This window comes from Asanoa hainanensis, assembly GCF_900188485.1.
GTDB lineage: Bacteria > Actinomycetota > Actinomycetes > Mycobacteriales > Micromonosporaceae > Asanoa > Asanoa hainanensis.
On sequence record NZ_FZPH01000006.1, the window covers coordinates 338142 to 355813 of the forward strand.

20 protein-coding genes are annotated in these 17672 nt (G+C 71.0%); 9 read left to right on the forward strand and 11 right to left on the reverse strand.

The window, feature by feature from the left end:
- Positions 1–30: 30 nt before the first annotated feature.
- Entirely contained in the window at positions 31–582 is a 552-nt protein-coding gene (locus tag CHC05_RS17785) for a hypothetical protein (RefSeq protein ID WP_245871001.1), read from the reverse strand.
- A 102-nt stretch (positions 583–684) separates the two neighbouring features.
- Entirely contained in the window at positions 685–1857 is a 1173-nt protein-coding gene (locus tag CHC05_RS17790; RefSeq protein ID WP_089250124.1) for a thiolase family protein, read from the reverse strand.
- A 74-nt stretch (positions 1858–1931) separates the two neighbouring features.
- On the opposite strand from CHC05_RS17790, the gene CHC05_RS17795 reads away from it, so the two are divergent.
- Entirely contained in the window at positions 1932–2330 is a 399-nt protein-coding gene (locus CHC05_RS17795) for a PH domain-containing protein (RefSeq protein ID WP_245871002.1), read from the forward strand.
- Here CHC05_RS17795 and CHC05_RS17800 read toward each other — a convergent pair.
- Positions 2327–3268, reverse strand: a complete 942-nt coding sequence (locus CHC05_RS17800) for a rhomboid family intramembrane serine protease (protein ID WP_089250128.1) — start codon at positions 3266–3268, stop codon at positions 2327–2329. The two genes, CHC05_RS17795 and CHC05_RS17800, sit on opposite strands and share 4 nt — an antisense overlap.
- A 27-nt stretch (positions 3269–3295) precedes the next feature.
- Positions 3296–3826, reverse strand: coding sequence for a peptidylprolyl isomerase (locus CHC05_RS17805; protein ID WP_089250130.1), 531 nt, complete (start codon positions 3824–3826; stop codon positions 3296–3298).
- A gap of 154 nt (positions 3827–3980) precedes the next feature.
- Between CHC05_RS17805 and CHC05_RS17810 the strand changes: the two genes are divergently transcribed.
- Positions 3981–4652: a hypothetical protein gene (locus CHC05_RS17810; protein ID WP_089250132.1), complete on the forward strand. Its 672-nt coding sequence runs from the start codon at positions 3981–3983 to the stop codon at positions 4650–4652.
- Between the two features lie 49 nt (positions 4653–4701).
- On the opposite strand, the gene corA is transcribed toward CHC05_RS17810, so the two are convergent.
- From corA to yczE, 6 genes are all read right to left on the reverse strand, one after another.
- Positions 4702–5763, reverse strand: a complete 1062-nt coding sequence (gene corA, locus CHC05_RS17815; RefSeq protein ID WP_425426784.1) for a magnesium/cobalt transporter CorA — start codon at positions 5761–5763, stop codon at positions 4702–4704.
- 400 nt (positions 5764–6163) lie between these two features.
- On the reverse strand, positions 6164–7258 hold the full coding sequence (locus CHC05_RS17820; protein WP_089250136.1) for an aminotransferase-like domain-containing protein: 1095 nt from the start codon (positions 7256–7258) through the stop codon (positions 6164–6166).
- Between the two features lie 24 nt (positions 7259–7282).
- Positions 7283–8257, reverse strand: coding sequence for a hypothetical protein (locus CHC05_RS17825; protein ID WP_089250138.1), 975 nt, complete (start codon positions 8255–8257; stop codon positions 7283–7285).
- A gap of 24 nt (positions 8258–8281) precedes the next feature.
- The gene (locus CHC05_RS17830; RefSeq protein ID WP_089250140.1) at positions 8282–8668 is read right to left on the reverse strand and encodes a CBS domain-containing protein; all 387 of its coding nucleotides are present in this window, start codon (positions 8666–8668) and stop codon (positions 8282–8284) included.
- Positions 8669–8740: 72 nt separating this feature from the next.
- A complete protein-coding gene (locus tag CHC05_RS17835; RefSeq protein WP_089250142.1) occupies positions 8741–9580 on the reverse strand; it encodes an LLM class flavin-dependent oxidoreductase in 840 nt (279 codons plus the stop codon).
- Positions 9577–10176, reverse strand: coding sequence for a membrane protein YczE (yczE, locus tag CHC05_RS17840; protein WP_089250144.1), 600 nt, complete (start codon positions 10174–10176; stop codon positions 9577–9579). Before yczE ends, CHC05_RS17835 begins: the two co-directional genes overlap by 4 nt.
- Before the next feature lie 59 nt (positions 10177–10235).
- Here yczE and CHC05_RS17845 point away from each other — a divergent pair, with 59 nt between their 5' ends.
- The 5 genes from CHC05_RS17845 to CHC05_RS17865 all read left to right on the forward strand — a co-directional run bounded on the left by CHC05_RS17845 (position 10236) and on the right by CHC05_RS17865 (position 13789).
- Positions 10236–10751 carry a MarR family winged helix-turn-helix transcriptional regulator gene (locus CHC05_RS17845; protein ID WP_089250146.1) on the forward strand — a complete coding sequence of 172 codons (516 nt, stop codon included), beginning with the start codon at positions 10236–10238 and terminating at the stop codon, positions 10749–10751.
- A 32-nt stretch (positions 10752–10783) separates the two neighbouring features.
- Complete coding sequence (locus CHC05_RS17850) at positions 10784–11233, forward strand: NUDIX domain-containing protein (RefSeq protein WP_245870973.1); 450 nt, start codon at positions 10784–10786, stop codon at positions 11231–11233.
- Between the two features lie 78 nt (positions 11234–11311).
- Positions 11312–12043 (forward strand): phosphocholine cytidylyltransferase family protein, encoded by a 732-nt coding sequence (locus CHC05_RS17855; RefSeq protein WP_089250150.1) that lies wholly within the window; start codon positions 11312–11314, stop codon positions 12041–12043.
- Entirely contained in the window at positions 12031–13098 is a 1068-nt protein-coding gene (locus CHC05_RS17860) for an iron-containing alcohol dehydrogenase family protein (RefSeq protein WP_089250152.1), read from the forward strand. Before CHC05_RS17855 ends, CHC05_RS17860 begins: the two co-directional genes overlap by 13 nt.
- Positions 13073–13789, forward strand: coding sequence for a CDP-alcohol phosphatidyltransferase family protein (locus CHC05_RS17865; RefSeq protein ID WP_089250154.1), 717 nt, complete (start codon positions 13073–13075; stop codon positions 13787–13789). Before CHC05_RS17860 ends, CHC05_RS17865 begins: the two co-directional genes overlap by 26 nt.
- Here CHC05_RS17865 and CHC05_RS17870 read toward each other — a convergent pair.
- Entirely contained in the window at positions 13778–14941 is a 1164-nt protein-coding gene (locus CHC05_RS17870) for a glycosyltransferase family 4 protein (RefSeq protein ID WP_089250156.1), read from the reverse strand. The two genes, CHC05_RS17865 and CHC05_RS17870, sit on opposite strands and share 12 nt — an antisense overlap.
- A gap of 26 nt (positions 14942–14967) precedes the next feature.
- On the opposite strand from CHC05_RS17870, the gene CHC05_RS17875 reads away from it, so the two are divergent.
- Together CHC05_RS17875 and CHC05_RS17880 are read left to right on the forward strand one after the other, a co-directional pair.
- Entirely contained in the window at positions 14968–15831 is an 864-nt protein-coding gene (locus CHC05_RS17875; RefSeq protein WP_089250158.1) for an Fpg/Nei family DNA glycosylase, read from the forward strand.
- 242 nt (positions 15832–16073) lie between these two features.
- Positions 16074–17636 carry a sugar transferase gene (locus CHC05_RS17880; protein ID WP_089250407.1) on the forward strand — a complete coding sequence of 521 codons (1563 nt, stop codon included), beginning with the start codon at positions 16074–16076 and terminating at the stop codon, positions 17634–17636.
- Positions 17637–17672: the final 36 nt, after the last annotated feature.

Genomic DNA, 17672 nt, shown 5'->3' on the forward strand with positions numbered 1-17672 from the left:
ACGGTCGTACGAAGCTATGTAAGAGGTTTGTTAGAACGCCACCGCGACGGCGTGCCGGGAGCGGCCCAGTGACTCCCAGGCCCCGGTGTCGCGGCGCAGGGCGTCCCGGGTGGCGGCCGAGGCACCAGCCCCGGCCGCCGTCCCGGCTCCCGCGCGGGCAGTGCGCGGGCGGAAGACGTGGCTCAGCAGCGCGTCCAGGTGCCACACCTGCTTGGCGTGACCGACCCGGATCCAGAATCGCTCCCGAACCCCGTCGACGGCCGTGGCCGCCAACTCAACCGCGGACAGCCGCGGATCGGGGTTCCACGTCACGTTGCCCAGGTGACCCAGTTCCGTGTTCAGATGCAGCCGGAGGCGGTGCAGCATCCGCGACTCGTGGGTGACGACCAGGCGACGGTAGGTCAACAGCATCAGGTACTCGCCCTGCGCGGGGCGGTCGGCGCGGGTGCACCGGGCCACCAGCGCGGCGGCATCGTCGGCGGCGACACAGCGCCGGAAGACCGGCATGTGGCGGCTGACGGTCGGGATCGCCACACCGGCTTCCGCGGCGGCTGGCAGGAACGTACGGGAGAAGACGTCCATGTCGTTCACAACGACGCGCCTCGCTGGAGGGTGGCGGGTTTCCCTACGCCGACTTCCTTAAACCTCCATTAGGATCATTGCCCTAAAAGTGGACAGTAACCCTTATAGTGCCTCGACAATCGTCGCGTTCGCCATGCCGCCGCCCTCGCACATCGTCTGCAGGCCGTAGCGGATTCCGTTGTCCCGCATGTGATGCAGCATCGTCGTCATGATCCGTGCGCCGGAGCCGCCCAGCGGGTGACCAAGGGCGATCGCGCCACCACGCGGGTTGAGCCGCGCCGGGTCCGCCTCGGTCTCCGCCAGCCACGCCAGCGGCACCGGGGCGAACGCCTCGTTGACCTCGTACACGCCGATCTCCTCGATGCCCAACCCCGCGCGGCGCAGCGCCTTGGCGGTCGCCGGGATCGGCGCGGTCAACATCACCACCGGGTCGTCGGCGGCGACCACCGCGGTGTGGATCCGGGCGAGCGGCCGCAGGCCGTGCCGGGCCGCCCACTCGCTCGTGGTCACCGCCAGCGCGGCGGCACCGTCGGAGATCTGCGACGCGGAGCCCGCGGTCACCACGCCGTCGGCCTCGAACGGGGTCTTGAGCTCGCCGAGCTTGGCCAGCGAGGTGTCGCGCCGCACGCCCTCGTCGGCCGAGACCTTGCCGCCGTCGGCGGTGGCCACCGGGGCGATCTCGGCGTCGAACAGGCCGGCGTCCTGCGCGGAGGCGGCCTTCTCGTGGCTGGCCAGCGCGTAACCGTCGAGCCGGGCCCGGTCGAAGCCCCACCTGCCCGCGATCATCTCGGCGCCGACACCCTGGCTGAACGGCACCGGGTCGTCGGCGGCGAAGCCCTCGTGGTCGCGGTAGCGGGCGCGCACCAGGTCACCGAACGCGTTGCCGGCCCCGATGCTCGAGCCCATCGGCACCCGGCTCATCGACTCGACGCCGCCGGCGACCACGAGGTCGCTCTGCCCGGCGATGACCGCCGCGGCCGCGAAGTGGATCGCCTGCTGGCTGGAGCCGCACTGCCGGTCCAGCGTCGTGCCGGGCACCGACTCGGGCCAGCCGGCCGCGAGCACCGCGCCGCGCGCCACGTTCCAGGACTGGTCGCCGACCTGCGACACGCAACCCCAGACCACGTCGTCGACCTCGGCCGGATCCAGGGCCAGCCGCTCGGCCAGCGCACGCAGGGCATGGGCCGAAAGATCCACCGGGTGTACGCCCGACAAGCCGCCGTTCCGGCGTCCGACCGGCGTTCTGACCGCACCGACGATGACCGCGTCCCGCATGATTACTCCCCGGTAACGTGAGCCTTGCCCGAATCCTACGTCGCGCCTCAGCCTGGGATGCTTGTCCGGTGACGATCCGTTGGCGCGTGCGGCCCGCCCTGCCGGCCCTCAAGCTCACCGGCGCCGTGCTGCTGGTCGTGTTGGCCGCCCTGTTCGCCACCGACGCCGTGGCGGTGGCCGTGGCCAGCGTGGCCGGGGCCGTGCTGGCCGTCTGGGGGTTCCGCGACCTGCTGGCGCCGGAGCGCCTGGCCGCCGACCCGAGCGGGCTCACGGTGCTCACCGGCTTCGCCGGGCGGCGGCACATCCCCTGGTCGGCGGTCGAGAAGATCTCCGTGGACCGGCGCGGGCACGCCGGCATCCGCAGCGAGACGCTGGAGATCGACGCCGGCGACTCGCTGCACCTGTTCACGAAAAATGACCTCGGCGCCCCCGTGGAAGAGGTCGCCGAGGCCTTGGAAGGGGTGCGGGCCTAAGCAGTGACGCTGGCGACCTTGGCGATGGTCAGCCCGATCAGGGCAACCAGCACGATGGCGCAGCCGACCGCCTGGATCAGCGTGCGCCGGTCGCGAGGTGCGTAGGCCAGGATCGCGCCCACCAGACCGCCGGTGACCAGGCCGCCCAGGTGGCCCTCCCACGAGATGCTGCTGACCGTGAACGTGATGACCAGGTTGATCACCAGCACGCCGATGATCGCCGACGTGTCACGGCCGAGCTTGCGCAGGATGATGAAGAACGCCGCGAACAGACCGAAGATCGCGGTCGAGGCGCCCGCACCGAGGTCGTTGGGGCTGATCACGACCGAGGCAACGTTGCCGCCGATGCCGGCGATCAGATAGAGCGCGAGGAACCGCCACGGACCGAGCGCGGACTCCAGGCTGCGGCCGAGCATCCAGAGCGCCCACATGTTCGCCGCGAGATGGATGATCCCGTAGTGGATGAACATCGCGGTGATCAGGCGGTAGTAGTTGCCGTCGTAGATGCCGCCGTAGACGTCACCCAAGCCGGGGAAGGCGCCGAGGGCGACCTGCCCGTTGGTCAGGGCCGTCACCGGCGGGCCGACGACACCGCCGAAGGCCTGCAGCTTGCTGGCCGAGGTGAAGAGGCCGCCGCCACCGACGAGTGAGCCGGTGCCGGCGATCGCCAGGCCGATCAGGGCGACCAGGACGTTCAGGCCGAGCAGGGCTTTGGTCACATAGCCGTGGCGGCCGGCGGCACTGCCTCCGAAGGCGGTGCGCGCCGACCGCTGAGTCCGGCGACCTTCCGCGACGCACTCGGGGCACTGGTGCCCGACCGAGGCCTCGCGCATACAATCTGGGCATATCGGGCGCTCGCAGCGCGTGCAACGCACCCACGTCTCCCGCGACGGGTGGCGATAGCAGACCGGCGCCGCCGTCGGGGGCGATTCACTCATGCCAAGAAAGGTACCTGGCTTCGGCTATCAGCTCTCGACGCGCTGGATCTCGACCCGCTCGATCACCACGTCGTCCAGCGGCTTGTCGCCGTGGCTGGTCGGGGTGTTGGCGATCGCGTCGACGACCTTGGCCGAGTCCTGGTCGGCGACCTGGCCGAAGATCGTGTGCCGGTTGTTCAGGTGCGGGGTCGGGCCCACGGTGATGAAGAACTGCGAGCCGTTGGTGCCCGGGCCGGCGTTGGCCATGGCCAGCAGGTACGGGCGGTCGAAGCGCAGCTCCGGGTGGAACTCGTCGCCGAACTCGTAGCCCGGGCCGCCGCGGCCGGTGCCGGTCGGGTCGCCCATCTGGATCATGAAGCCAGAAATCACCCGGTGCGAGATGGTGCCGTCGTAGTAGGGACCGTTCCCCTTCTGCCCGGTACGCGGGTCCACGTAGTCGCGGGTTCCCTCGGCGAGCTCCACGAAGTTGCGCACGGTCTTCGGCGCGTGGTTCGGGAACAGCTCCAGACGGATCGGTCCGCGGTTCGTATGCAGGGTGGCGTAAAGGGTCTCAGCCACGGGTACTCCTCCATCGTCGGTGAGTTTCAGTTCGATCCTCCCATGTGCCCGTTCCGGCAATGCGGACACGTCCAAAGGTGGAGGATGCAGGAGGAACTACGCCCAGGAAGGTGGGGGTCTGGTGTTTGGTATCCGGCGGAGAACTCACGCGGAGTTGGTCCGTACCGAGCTCGGCGACAGCTTCGAGCATCTCAAGGCGGCCGCGGGTCACGCTGCCGGCGGGGTGACCACGGCCGTCCGGCCGCGCGTCGACGCCGCCCGTGACTTCGTCGTTCCGTCGGCGACGCGGGCCCGCGACATGGCCGGCAGCGGCTGGGAGACGACCCGCGGCACCTGGGAGACGACGCGCTCGTCCCTGCGGCCGCTGGCGTCCAGCGCCGGCCACAGCGCGCGCGACGCGGCCAAGGCCGTCCGCCGCCCTCGGCGCAACGGCAACGGCAGGCGCTCCGACAAGATGATCGAAGCGTCGTCCCGGAGCCGCTGGCCGATCGTGGCCGCGATCGTGATCGCCGGCGCCGCGTTCGGTGCTGCCGCGATCATGCGCAAGCGCAGGCAGCAGCAGTGGGACGAGTACGACCCGAGCCGCTCGCTGGACGCGGCCCGCTCCGGCGCCGGTGGTGGCGGTCGTGGGCACAGCCACGGCCGGCTCGGTGACGCGGCCGACGCGGCCCGCTCGTCGGTGCGCAGCGCCGCGGCGACCGCCAAGGGAGCCGCGGAAACCGCGAAGACCAAGGCCAGCCGCCTCTCGCCGTCCAGCCCGAACCCGCAGACGACCGACCCGACGGCCAGCAACGAGCACCTGAACTCGCCCAACGGCCGCAACTGAAACGATCGGTGACGGAAGGGCCTCCCGCTCGGAGGCCCTTCTTCCGCGGTCAGAGCCAGCCGGAGCGGCGGAACCAGCGGTACAGGACGATCGCCGCGAGCAGCATCAGGGTCAGCACGGCCGGATAGCCGTACTGCCAGGTCAGCTCGGGCATGTTGTGGAAGTTCATGCCGTAGATGCCCGCGATGAAGGTCTCCACGGCGAAGATCGCGGCCCAGGACGCGATCTTGCGCATGTCGTTGTTCTGTTCGACCGACACCTGCGCCAGGCGCGCCTGCAGGATCGAGTTGAGCAGGTCGTCATAGCCGTTGACCTGCTCGGCGACCCGGATCAGGTGGTCCTGCACGTCGCGGAAGAAGCGCCGGATCTCCTTGGGTACGTGCCGGTTCGTCGACTCGGTGAGCTGCATGATCGGCCGCAGCAGCGGGACCACGGCCCGCTTGAACTCGACCAGCTCGCGCTTCATCTGGTAGATCCGCTGGATCCGGCCGTGCACCTGGCGCGCGAAGACCTGGTTCTCCAGGTCGTCGAGGTCGGTCTCGATCTGGTCGCTGACGTCGATGTAGAGGTCGACCACGTGGTCGGCGATCGCGTACGCGACCGACCACGGGCCCTGCGCCAGCAGCTCCTTGCGCTTCTCGAGCCCGGCGCGCACCGGCGCCAGCTTGCACGCGTCGCCGTGCCGCACCGTGATCACGAACTCGGGCCCGATGAACAGCATCACCTGGCCGGTCTCGACGACCTCGGTGTTCTCGGTCAGCTCGGTGTGCCCGATGTAGCGGGCGGTGCGCAGCACCAACGAGTTGATCTCGCCGAACTGCTCCAGCTTGGGCCGCTGCTCGGCGGCGACCGCGTCCTCGACAGCGAGCTCATGCAGCTCGAACGTCTCCGCGATGCCCGCCATCGTGGTCAGGCTCGGCTCGTGCAGCCCGATCCAGACGAAGGCGTTGCCCACCTCTTCGCGCGCGGCGTGCAACGCGTCCTCCGGCGCCCACTCGCCCGGTTGGCGCACGCCGTCGACGTACAGCGCGCAGTCGACGATCTTGTCGCGGCCCGTGAAACCGGGCGGCGGGACCGGTTTCGGCTCGGCGGGACCGAGCATTCGGGTCATCGCCCGGACGGGATCACTCCACGACCTGGTCCGCGATCGGACCTGACCTGCCTTGTCGGCGTCACTCGCCATCGACACGACTCCCTCCGAACCCGGCAACCCGGATGGGCCGAGGTGGAGGTTACGCCTGCGAGATGGCCGCAGGCCGTCAGGATCACGTCATGATCCGGCAGCGGCCAGACCCGAGGAGGGCGCCGGGTGGACCGGCCGCGTCGGGGGGTGGGTGCGAACGGCCCACCCGGCGCCATCGGGGGCGGGGTAGTGCTGAGGGGGTCGGTTTCGGCCAGCAGACCGACCGGTGGCTCGCATTGTGCACGGTCGACCCGGACCGGGCTGCCCCTCGATACCCGAACGGGGCACTCTGTCGGGAACCCGACAGAGTGCCCTTGGCAGTCCGGTACTACCCGCGGATATCCTCGATGGCCGCCGCCAGGCGGCGCACGCCCTCGTCGATCTCGCCGACGGTCACGGCCGAGTACGCCAGCCGCAGCGCGTGCTTGCCGCCCTCGAGCAGGAAGTCGCTGCCCTTGACCACGGCCACGCCGCGCGCGGTCGCCGCCGGCAGGAGCTTGTCGACGTCGACGTCCTCGGGCAGCTCGACCCAGAGGAAGTAGCCACCCTCCGGCTCGGTGAACGAGACGCCCGGGATGTGCTCGCGCAACGCGGCGGCCAGCACCCGGACCCGCTCGGCGAGCGCGGTGCAGACGGTCTCGATGGACCGCTCGATGTCGCCGGAGACGCAGAACTGGTAGACGATCCCCTGCGCCACCATGTTGGGCGAGATGTAGAGGTTCGTGGCCTTCTTGGCGATGTCCGCGATCAGCGGCGCCGGCCCGACCAGGTAGCCGACCCGCACGCCCGGGCAGACCGTCTTGGTGAAGCTGGACGCGTGCACGACCACGCCCGCGTCGTCCAGCGACAGCATCGACGGCAGCGCGTCGCCGCGGAACCGGATGTCGGCGTACGGGTCGTCCTCGAAGATCGTGAAGCCGTACTCGACGGCCAGCCCGATCAGCGCCTGCCGCTTCTCCAGCGAGAGCGTGACGCCGGCCGGGTTCTGGTAGTTCGGGATGATGTGGGCGAGCTTGGGGCGCACGCCCGACTCCAGCAGCTTGCGCAGCTCGTCCACGTCGATGCCGTCCGCGCCGGTGGTCACGGCGTGCACGTCGCCGCCCTGGTTGCGCAGGTTCAGCAGGGTGCGGTCGTAGGTCGGGCGCTCCACGACCACCGCGTCACCGGCGCCGACCAGGTGGTCGAACAGGAACGCGTCGGCCTGCAGCGAGCCGTTGGTGACCAGCACCTGCTCCGGCGCCACGCCGTGCTTGTCGGCGATCCACTTGCGCAGCGGCAGGTAGCCGACGGACGTGCCGTAGGCCGTGACACCACCCGGGTCGGCGTCGAAAGCCCGGACGGCGGCGGCCTTGAGCCCCTCGACGTCGACGATGTCCAGCGAGGGAGCCCCACGGGCGAAGGAGATGAGCTGCGCAGCGGTCATAAGCAAATAGCGTAGGAGGGTCCACTAGGTGGGCAGCGTGCGGGCGGTCGGGAGCACCCGGTCGAGCCACCAGGCCAACTCGGTCGTGTCGGTGGTCTTCGACCAGCCCAGTTGCACGAAGGCGCCGAGCAGCGCGAGCTCGAGCTGGCGGTCCCACCAGCCGGCTGTATCGATCTTGTGGCGGTGCAGCGCCGCGCGGAAGGCCTCGATCGTGGCGTTCTTGGACTCCGGCAGGCGGCCCGCGTTGAGCGCCAGGTAGCCGGCCAGGTCGACGCAGCTGCCCGCGATGCCCGCCCAGCCCCAGCCCAGCAGGACGGTGTGCCCGGCGTCGACCGGCCGCGCGTTGCCCAGTCGCCAGTCGCCGTTGACCAGGGTGGTCGGCAGCCCGTCGAAGGCCGCCAGCAGTGGAGCCGGTTCGACGGCCAGGGACAGGGCGACCTCGTGGGCCTCCGGCTGGTCGGCGGCGAGCGCGGCCCAACCCACCACGAGCGCGTCGGCGCCGTCGCCGGCCTCGCGGATGCCGGTGGCCGGCGCGAGCGCGGTGTAGCGGGCGCCCGGCGGCGCCAGCCCGACCGGGTCGGTGAGGTGCCAGAACCGCTTGTGCAGGGCGGCCATGTGGTCGAGCACGGCGCGGTGGGCGTCCAGATCGAGATCATGGGGTACGGGTGCCCGCTCGTCGCGTACCAGCAACTCGGCGATCTGGGTCGCGGGATCCCAGGCCACACCCACGATCGTGTGGTCGACGCTGCGGGGCAGGCGGTCGAGCAACCCGCCCTGCCACATCCGCACCGTCCAGGGCAGGCTCCCGTCGGCGCCGTCGCCGAGCGCGCGCATCACCCAGTCCAGGGGCCGCCCGATCCGTTCGATCCGGAAGGGCTCACCGTCGATGAACAGCGGGTCGCCGGGCGGGTCGGCGGAGGCCTCCTGGCGCACGGGTCTGCCGGCCGCGACCGCCTTGATCATCTCGGTCGTCGAGCCGTGGACCGTGCGCCCCGTCATGCCCCCAGTCTGCCCCCGAACTGGCTAGACCCGCTCGTGGTCGGCCGCCCAGACCCGCATGATGTCGCGGACCGAGACCACCCCGACCACCTCGGTGCCCTCGAGCACCACCAGGTGTCGGAAGCCGCCGCGGGACATCGCCAGCGCCGCGTCCTCGAGCGTCCAATCAGGACCGGCGTAGACCACGTCCCAGGTGATGTGGTCGCCGACCGTTTCCGTGTCGGGGTCCAGGTTTCCACCAATGGCGTACAGCACATCGCGTTCGGTCATGATGCCGATGCCCTGGGCGTCGGGATCGATGACGACGGCGGACCCGACCCGGCGGGTGGCCATCATGCTGGCGGCCTGCCGGAGCGTGTGTTCGGGACCCACCAACAGAACCTGTTTGGACATGGCATCACGAACCTGCATGACACATCCCCCTTGAAGGCCACCGTACGGACATAGTGGTCCTGCCGGGACAGAACTACAAGACTTGCGCGTTCAACCAGCCTGTCGTACGACCGGCAGGACTTCCGCACCCAGCCACGCGACCCGCTCGTCCCGGTCGGCACCGGCGACCCGGAAGTTGAATGCCGAGAAACCCAGTCGCAGGTAACCCAGGAGTGTCTCCACCACCTCGTCCGTGCCACCGGGTGGCACGTCCAGGTGATAACCACAGGTGATCTCCTCGATGGAGCGTCCGGCCCGGTCGGCGGCCCGCGCGATCCGGTGGCGCAGCGCCGGAATGGTCTCGGGCGGGGCGTGGCCGAGCGACGGGATCCAGCCGTCGGCCAGCCGGCCGGTGACCGCGAGCGCGCGCGGCCCGAAGGTGCCGACCCAGATCGGGATCGGCCGCTCCGGGCGGGGAGCGATGGTCGCCGCGTCGGTGCGGTGGATCCGCCCGGCGAACGTGAACGACGGCCGGGTCCACAACCCACGGATCACCTGAATGGCCTCGTCGAGCCCGTCGACCTTGTCGCGCGGCGACGGCACGCCGAGGCCGAACGCGCGGAACTCGTCGTCGGAATAGCCGCCGCCCAGGCCGAGCAGCAGCCGCCCGCCGGAAAGCCGGTCCAGCGTCTCGGCCATCTTGGCCACCATCGCCGGGTTGCGGTAGGGCATGCCGAGCACCCGTGGGAGCACCCGCAGCCGGGACGTGGCGGCCAGCATCCAGGTCAGCATCGTCCAGTTCTCGTAGCTCGGGTCCGTGCCGCAGGGGTGGTCGGACGCCGAGACGAAGTCGAACCCGGCGGCCTCGGCGGCGCGGGCGGCCGCCACCGGATCGACGTGCGGCTCGCCGCCGACCGTGGTGGCCGGGACGTCCAGCCCAAAGTGGATCATGCCGGTTCTCCTTCCGCCGCGGTGCGCGGCGCGATGGTCAGCCTCGGCAGGAAGACCCCGACGAGCGGACCGATGGCCAGGGCGTACGCGATGGTGCCGACACCGACCGAGCCGCCCAGCAGGAAGCCGATCGCCAGCACGGTGAGCTCGATGCCGGTGCGCACCAGCCGGATCGAGTGGCCGCGGGCGGCGAGGCCGGTCATCAGCCCGTCGCGCGGGCCGGGGCCGAGCCCGGCGCCGACGTAGAGGCCGGTCGCGACCGCGTTGGCGAGGATGCCGGCGACCAGCAGCGCGATCCGCGGTGCGAGGGCGTCGAGGTCGGGCAGCAGCCACAGCGTGCCGTCGGTGACCAGCCCGACCACGACGACGTTGGCGACGGTGCCGATCCCGGGCCGCTGTCGCAGCGGGATCCACAGCAGCAGCACGACCACGGCGGTGAGGTTGACGACCAGCCCGATGGACAGCCCGATCCGGTCGGCGACGCCCTGGTGGAAGACGTCCCACGGGCCGAGGCCGAGGTCGGCCCGCACCATCAGACCGAGGCTGACCCCGAAGAGCACCAGGCCGGTGAAGAGCCGGAGCAGTCTGCTTGACATGTCAAACAGCGTAGGCGCGCCCTGTTTGACATGTCAAGCAGACTGTCTACCCTGGTGGCATGACCCGCTGGTTGACCGACGACGAGATGCGGGCGTGGCTCGGCTACCGGCGACTGCGCACGCTGCTCGACCTGCAGATCACCCGCGACCTGGCCGCCGACTCGGGGCTCTCGGACGCCGACTACGACGTGCTCTCGACCGTCTCGGACGCCCCCGGCCACCGGATGCGCCTCGGCGAGCTCGCCGCCGAGATCAAATGGTCGGTCAGCCGGCTCTCGCACCACGTCAGCCGGATGGGCCAGCGCGGCCTGGTCACCCGCGACGACTGCGCGAGCGACGGCCGCAGCGCCACCGTGGTGCTCACCGACGAGGGCTGGGCCACGATCCAGGCGGCGGCCAAGCTGCACGTCGCGTCCGTCCGGCGGCACTTCGTCGACCTGCTCGACCCGGCCGACCTGGCCGCGCTGAGCACCATCGCCGGCAAGGTGCTCGCCCATCTGGAACAGGTGACACCCCCCGACGCGGCACGCCGTGCCACCCCGCGTACGGAGCGCGACAAACCCCCCGCAACCTAGCCTCAGAGATCTGCGCTGGCTAGATTTCATCCGTGTCCGTCGAACCCATGCGCTGCGCGGCAGGTGTCATCGTCGACGACGACGGGCGCGTGTTCATCCAGCGCCGGTCGGCGACCCGCAAGCTGTTCCCGGACACCTGGGACATCGTCGGCGGCCACCTGGAGCCGGGCGAGAGCTTCGAGGAGGCGCTCTACCGCGAGGTCACCGAGGAGACCGGCTGGCGGGTCTCGATCGTCCTCGGCACCATCGGTGAGCTGCGCTACCGGGGCAACGACGGGCTCGAGCGCCTGGAGACCGACTTCCTGATCCGGGTCGACGGCGATCTGGCCCGGCCCCGCCTCGAACCCGGCAAGCACACCGGCTTCCGGTGGATCACCCCCGCCGAGCTCGGCGTGTTCGACGAGCAGCGGGACATGGACGGCGGTCTACTCCGCCAGATCGTCGAGGGCGGTTTCGCCCTTTTGCGCCAGATCGGCTTGTAGCTTCGGACACCGCTATCCTCCACGTCGGGAAGAGTTTTCTTCCCGTACACCTGCTTCATGTGTGGAGGAAGCTCCAGGATGATCGGTCTCGTGCTCGCGGCCGGCGCCGGCCGGCGTCTGCGCCCCTATACCGACACGCTGCCCAAGGCCCTCGTGCCGGTCGACGGTGAGACCACCATCCTCGACATCGCGCTGCGCAACCTCGCCGCCGTCGGGCTCACCGACATCGCCGTCGTGGTCGGCTACGCGGCCGAGACGGTCGAGAAGCGCCGGCCGGACCTGGAGTCGCGCTACGGCGTCACGCTGAACCTCGTCCACAACGACAAGGCCGAGGAGTGGAACAACGCCTACTCCCTGTGGCTGGCCCGTGACCAGTTCGCGGGCGGGGCGCTGCTCGTCAACGGCGACACCGTGCACCCGGTCTCGGTCGAGCAGACCCTGCTCGACAACCGCGGCCCCGGCATCCTGCTCGCCGTCGACAACGTCAAGAAGCTCGCCGACGAGGAGATGAAGACCACCTTCGACGCCGACGGCCAGCTCACCCGGATCACCAAGCTGATGGACCCGGCCGAGGCGTTCGGGGAGTACATCGGCGCGACGCTGATCGAGGCGTCCGCCGCGGCCGGCCTCGCGGATGCCCTCCAAGCGACCTGGCAGCGCGACCCGAACCTCTACTACGAGGACGGCTACCAGGAGTACGCGCAGCGCGGCGGCGAGGTCCGGGCGGCGACCATCGGCGACATCCCCTGGGTCGAGGTCGACAACCACGCCGACCTGGCCCGCGCGCGGGAGATCGCATGCCGCTACTAGCCCGCACGGTCACCACGCCGCTGGCCATCGAGGTGCGCCGGGGCGCCGTCGCGGAGCTCGGCACCCTGCTGCACGACCGGCGGATCTCCGGTGGCGGTGACGTCGCGGTCGTGGTCGGTCCCGGCCAGGGCGACCGGATCGCCGAGATGGTGCGGCCGGGCCTGGGCAACGCCGACGTCTTCCACATCGCCGGCGGCACCCTCGACGCGGCGGCCGAGCTCGGCGAGCGGCTGGGCGCGCGGTCGTACGACGCGGTGGTCGGCATCGGCGGCGGCAAGACCATCGACACCACCAAGTACGCGGCCACCCGGTTCGGCATCCCGATGGTGACCGTGGCGACCAGCCTGGCCAACGACGGCATCGCGTCGCCGACGGCATCGCTGTCCCACGGCGGCCGCCGCAACTCCTACGGCGTGCAGATCCCGATCGCGGTGATCGTCGACCTCGACTTCGTCGAGAACGGCCCGGACCGGCAGACCCAGGCCGGCATCGGTGACGCGCTCTCGGACCTCAACGCCGTGGCCGACTGGGAGCTGGCCCACCGCGAGCGCGGCGAGCCGATCGACGGCCTCGCGGTCACGCTGTCGCGGGCCAGCGCCGAGGCGCTGGTCAACCACCCGGGCAAGATCACGGACGACGCGTTCCTGACCACGCTGGCCGAGGCGTTGATCATGGGTGGCCTGGCCAGCGCGGTGCACGGCACCACCCGGCCGGTCAGCGGCGGCTGCCACGAGATCTCGCACGCCATCGACGCGCTGTTCGGCGAGGTGGCCTCGCACGGCGAGCAGGTCGGGGTGGGCGCGCTGTTCTGCACCTACCTGCGCGGCGAGCAGGAGCGGCTGGCCCAGCTCGTGCACTGCATGCGCCGCCACGGGCTGTCCATCACCCCGGCCGACCTCGGGCTCACCGACGCGCAGTTCGCGCAGGCGGTCGCGCACGCACCGTCGACCCGGCCGGACCGCTACACGATCCTCGAGCACCTCGCCATGTCGCCCGCCGAGATCGACACCCGGCTGGAGGGGTACGCCGATGCGCTCCGCGACCTTGTCGGCTGAGCCCGCGCCGCCCGGCGCCGCCGAGTTCTACCGGGTCAACCGGGGCGGCGGGCTGTTCAGCGAGGGCCTGAGCCAGCGGGCCGGAGCGGTGTTCGCCGCGCTCGCGTACCGGCTGCGTATCCCACCCACGATCCTGACCGCCGGCAACCTGGTGGTCGGCCTGGCCACCTCGGCGGCGGTCGTGGCGCTGGCGTCGACCGACGTGCCGACCTGGGTCGCCGGGCTGGTCGCGCTGGTCGGCTGGCAGCTCGCCTACGCCCTGGACTGTGCCGACGGCCAGCTCGCCCGGGTGGCGGGGCAGACCAGCCCCGCCGGCGCCCGGGTCGACGTGCTGTGCGACATCGCCGTGCAGATCTCGCTCGTCACCGCGCTGTCCGCGGTGGCCGTCGACCAGCGCCCCTCGACCGCGTCGTGGGTGGTCGCGCTGTTCGCCGGCACCTGGATGGTCAACCTGGTGACCTCGGTGATGCAGTCGGGCCCCAACAGCGGCAGCATGGTCACCTCGACCTCGCTCCCGGTGCGCGTGGTCAAGCTGGTCCGCGACTACGGCGCGGTCATCTTCGTGGCGGGCCTGGTGCTGCTCCTGGTTCCACAATGGACCATCTGGCTGCTGGCCGCCTTCACGGTGGTCAACGGCGGCTTCCTCCTGGCCAGCATCGCCTTCACGGGCCGCACAGCCCTACGTTCGTGACGAGGCAAGGGCCGTGTAGATGTCGAGCTGCTGCTTCGTGACCACGTCCGGGTGGAACGTGCGTTCGTAGCGCAGTCGGGCCAGTGGCGCCTTCGCCGCGGCCTCCGCCGCCGCCACCGGGAACGCCGCCGCCAGCGCGTCGACCTCAGGGGGCACGACCCAGCCCGCGTCGCCCACCTCGTAGGGCACCCCGCCCAGGTTCGTGCCGAGCACCGGACGGCCGGCGGCCAGCGCCTCCAGGACCACGGTCGGCAGCACGTCGTGCCACGTCGGCGTCGCCAGCACGACCGCGGTGGCCGACAGGGCCGCGGCGATTCCCGGCCGGTCGAGCCGGCCCAGGAACTCGACGTCGCCCCGCGCCGCCGCCACCGACTCGACCAAGGGGCGCAGATCGCCGTCGCCGGCCACCCGCAGCGGCCCGTTGGCGCCGTCCGGGTGCCGCTGCCAGGCGTCCAGCAGGAGCCGGACGCCCTTCTCCTCGGAGAGCCGGCCCGAGAAGAACAGGAAGCCCGTGCCGAGCGGCGCCGGCGGGCCCGGGTCGGGGATGGCGTTCGGCTTGACCGTGATCCGCTCCGGCGCGATCCCGTACCCGATCAGATGATCTTTGATCGCGTCGGTCAGCGCCAGGTAGCCGTCGACCGAGCGCCAGGTCGGCCGGTGCACGGTCAGCGCCGTGGCCATCAGCGCGCTCTGCGCCGCCGAACCCCGGTAGCAGCGGTGCCGCACCGCCGGCAGCGGCAGCGTGCGACCCCGGCAGTCGTGGCAGATGCCACCGTCGCGGAAGTAGAGCCCGGACGCGCAGACCTGCCGGTAGTTGTGCACGGTCTGCAGCACCGGCAGGCCGAACCGGTGCGCGGTCCGCACGATCCAGGGCGAGATCAGCGGGTACGGGTTGTGCAGGTGCAGCACGTCCGGCCGGTGCGCCCGGATCAGCTCCTCCAGGTCCCGTTGCGCCTTCGGCGCGTAGATCGGCGAGATGGGCAGCAGCGCCTTGGCCGCCGGCGACATGGTCGCGATCTCGTCGGAGCTGCGCAGGAACGGCAGCACCTCGACGCCCGCCGCGGCGAGCTGGTCGATCTCCAGATCGACGATCGTGTTCTCGCCCGAGGGCTGGGCCTCGCGATATCTGTTGTGCGCGACGACGACCTTCATGGTGGCGCCAGGTTACCGTTGTCGACGTGCCCGAACTGCCCGAGGTGGAAGCACTCGCCGCATACCTGCGTGACCGTGCCGTGGGTCACCGTGTGCAGCGGCTCGAGGTGGCTTCCTTCAGCGCGCTCAAAACCTATGACCCGGCACCCTCGGCGATCGCCGGCAAGGAGATCGTCGACGCGGGCCGCCACGGCAAGTTCCTGGACATTACCTTCGATGGCGGCGTGCACCTCGTCGTACACCTCTCGCGGGCCGGCTGGCTGCACTACCGCGACGCGTTCGCCAGCGCCGCACCGCTCAAGCCCGGCAAGGGCCCGATCGCGGTCCGCGTGCGCCTCGACGACGGGTCCGGTTTCGACCTCACCGAGGCCGGCACGCAGAAACGCCTCGCGGCTTACCTGGTGACCGATCCGGCCGCCATGGTGCCCGGCATCGCCAAGCTCGGCCCCGACGCGCTCACGGCCGACGAGGCGACCTTCGCGGCCGCCGTGCGCGGCCGGCGCGGCCAGCTCAAGGGCGTGCTCAAGGACCAGGCGGTGCTGGCCGGCATCGGCAACGCGTACTCCGACGAGATCCTGCACGCGGCCAAGCTCTCGCCGTTCGCGATGAGCGACCGCCTGACCGACGCACAAGTGGCCACCCTGCACGAAGCCACGCAGACGGTGCTCAACGACGCGGTCGGGCGTTCCGTGGGGCAGAAGGCCGCGGAGCTCAAGGGCGAGAAGCGGTCCGGCATGAAGGTGCACGCCCGCACCGGACTGCCGTGCCCGGTCTGCGGCGACAACGTGCGTGAGGTCTCGTTCGCCGACTCGAGCCTGCAGTACTGCCCGACCTGCCAGACCGGCGGCAAGCCCCTGGCGGATCGACGGCTGTCCAGGTTGGTGCGCTGAGTGAGCGGCCGGAAGCCCTGCGTACGAACCTTTTTCGACGCACAACTAACTTCTTCCGAAGCGCTCGTCTATCGGTATAGTGACCCGGTCCCGCACCGACGGCGCGGGGACGACCCCTCCGGCGGGTGCGGGCGTAATGTCTGCCTTCTGTCGACGGTTCACAACCGTTGACATGGGAGACTGATGCGGTGGGCGACCCGAGCCCGTACGGCGAGTGGGCGGCACGCGTTACCCGGGAGGACGTGCGTGAGGTGACGACCAGCCTCGAGCGCCCGGTAACCAGCAACGGCCGCGGTGGCGTCGTGCGCCACGTCGACAGCTTCGAGATCCAGGTGCCTTCGCCGCCGCCACCCAACGGTGTGCCGCGGTCCGCCTGGGCCCGGGCCCGGCGCCGCGTGTCCCGCTGGCACCGCCCCTTCATCCTGGTCCTGCTCGTGCTCGACTTCGGCGCGGCCGTGCTCGCGAGCTACTTCGCGGTCACCGAGTTCGAGACGGCCCGCGCCGGCTTCCAGGACCGCCCGACGCTGTTCAACCTGATCGCGTACGTCTTCCTGCCGTGCGGGTGGCTGTTCACGCTCTGGGCCAACGGCGCCTACGACCGCCGCTACCTCGGGCTGGGCACCGACGAGTTCAAGCGCGTGACCCGCGCGTCGCTCGTGGTCGCGGCCAGCGTGTCGTTCCTGGTCTTCGCCACGAAGACCGATTTGTCACGTATGACGGTCGGCGGCGTCCTGCTGGGCGCGCTGCTGCTCATCTGGTTCACCCGCTACGTCGCCCGGCAGGTGCTGCACCTGGTCCGCCGCCGCGCCGGCGTCGCCGGCCACCGGATGATCCTGGTCGGCACGCTGCCCGAGGCGCTCGAGGTCTACACGGCGGTCACCCGCAACCCCTCCGCCGGCCTGGTGCCGGTCGGCATCCACATCACCGACGGGTACGCCGCCGCCCGCGGCATGGAGACCCCGGTGCCCGTCTACGCCGGCCGCGACGTGCTCGGCCTGGTCCGCGAGCTCGGCGCCGACACGATCGCGGTCTGCGGCTCGGCCAGCGCGGAGCCCGGCGAGCTGCGCCGCCTCGCCTGGCAGCTCGAGGGCAGCGGCGTCGACCTCGTCGTCGCACCGCAGCTCACCGACATCGCCGGCCCCCGGGTGCACATCCGCCCCATCGAGGGCCTGCCGCTGCTGCACGTCGAAGAGCCGACGCTGTCGGGCCCGGCGCTGCTGGCCAAGAACATCCTGGACCGGGTGGCGGCCGCGGTCGGCCTGATCGTGCTGCTCCCGCTGCTGGCGGGCATCGCGATCGGCATCAAGATCTCCGACAAGGGCCCGGTCTTCTTCCGCCAGCCCCGGGTCGGCCACGAGGGCCGCACGTTCCGCGTGTGGAAGTTCCGCACGATGTACGTCGACGCCGAGGACCGCCTGGCCGCCCTGGTCGACCAGAACGAGACCGACGGCATGCTCTTCAAGATCCGCCAGGACCCGCGGGTCTTCCCGTTCGGCCGCTTCCTGCGGGCGAGCTCGGTCGACGAGCTGCCCCAGTTGATCAACGTGCTCAAGGGCGAGATGTCGCTGGTCGGCCCCCGCCCACTGCCCGCCGACGACGGCGACTTCCTCGGCGACGTCCGCCGCCGGCTCCTGGTCCGCCCGGGCATCACCGGCCTCTGGCAGGTGTCGGGACGGTCGGATCTGTCCTGGGACGAGGCAGTGCGGCTCGACCTCTACTACGTCGACAACTGGTCCCTGGCGTACGACCTGAGCATCCTCTGGCGCACCATCGGCGTAGTCCTCGCGCGCAAAGGCGCCTACTAGAGGGCTTCCTAAATCCGTGATGGGCCGCGAGGATTC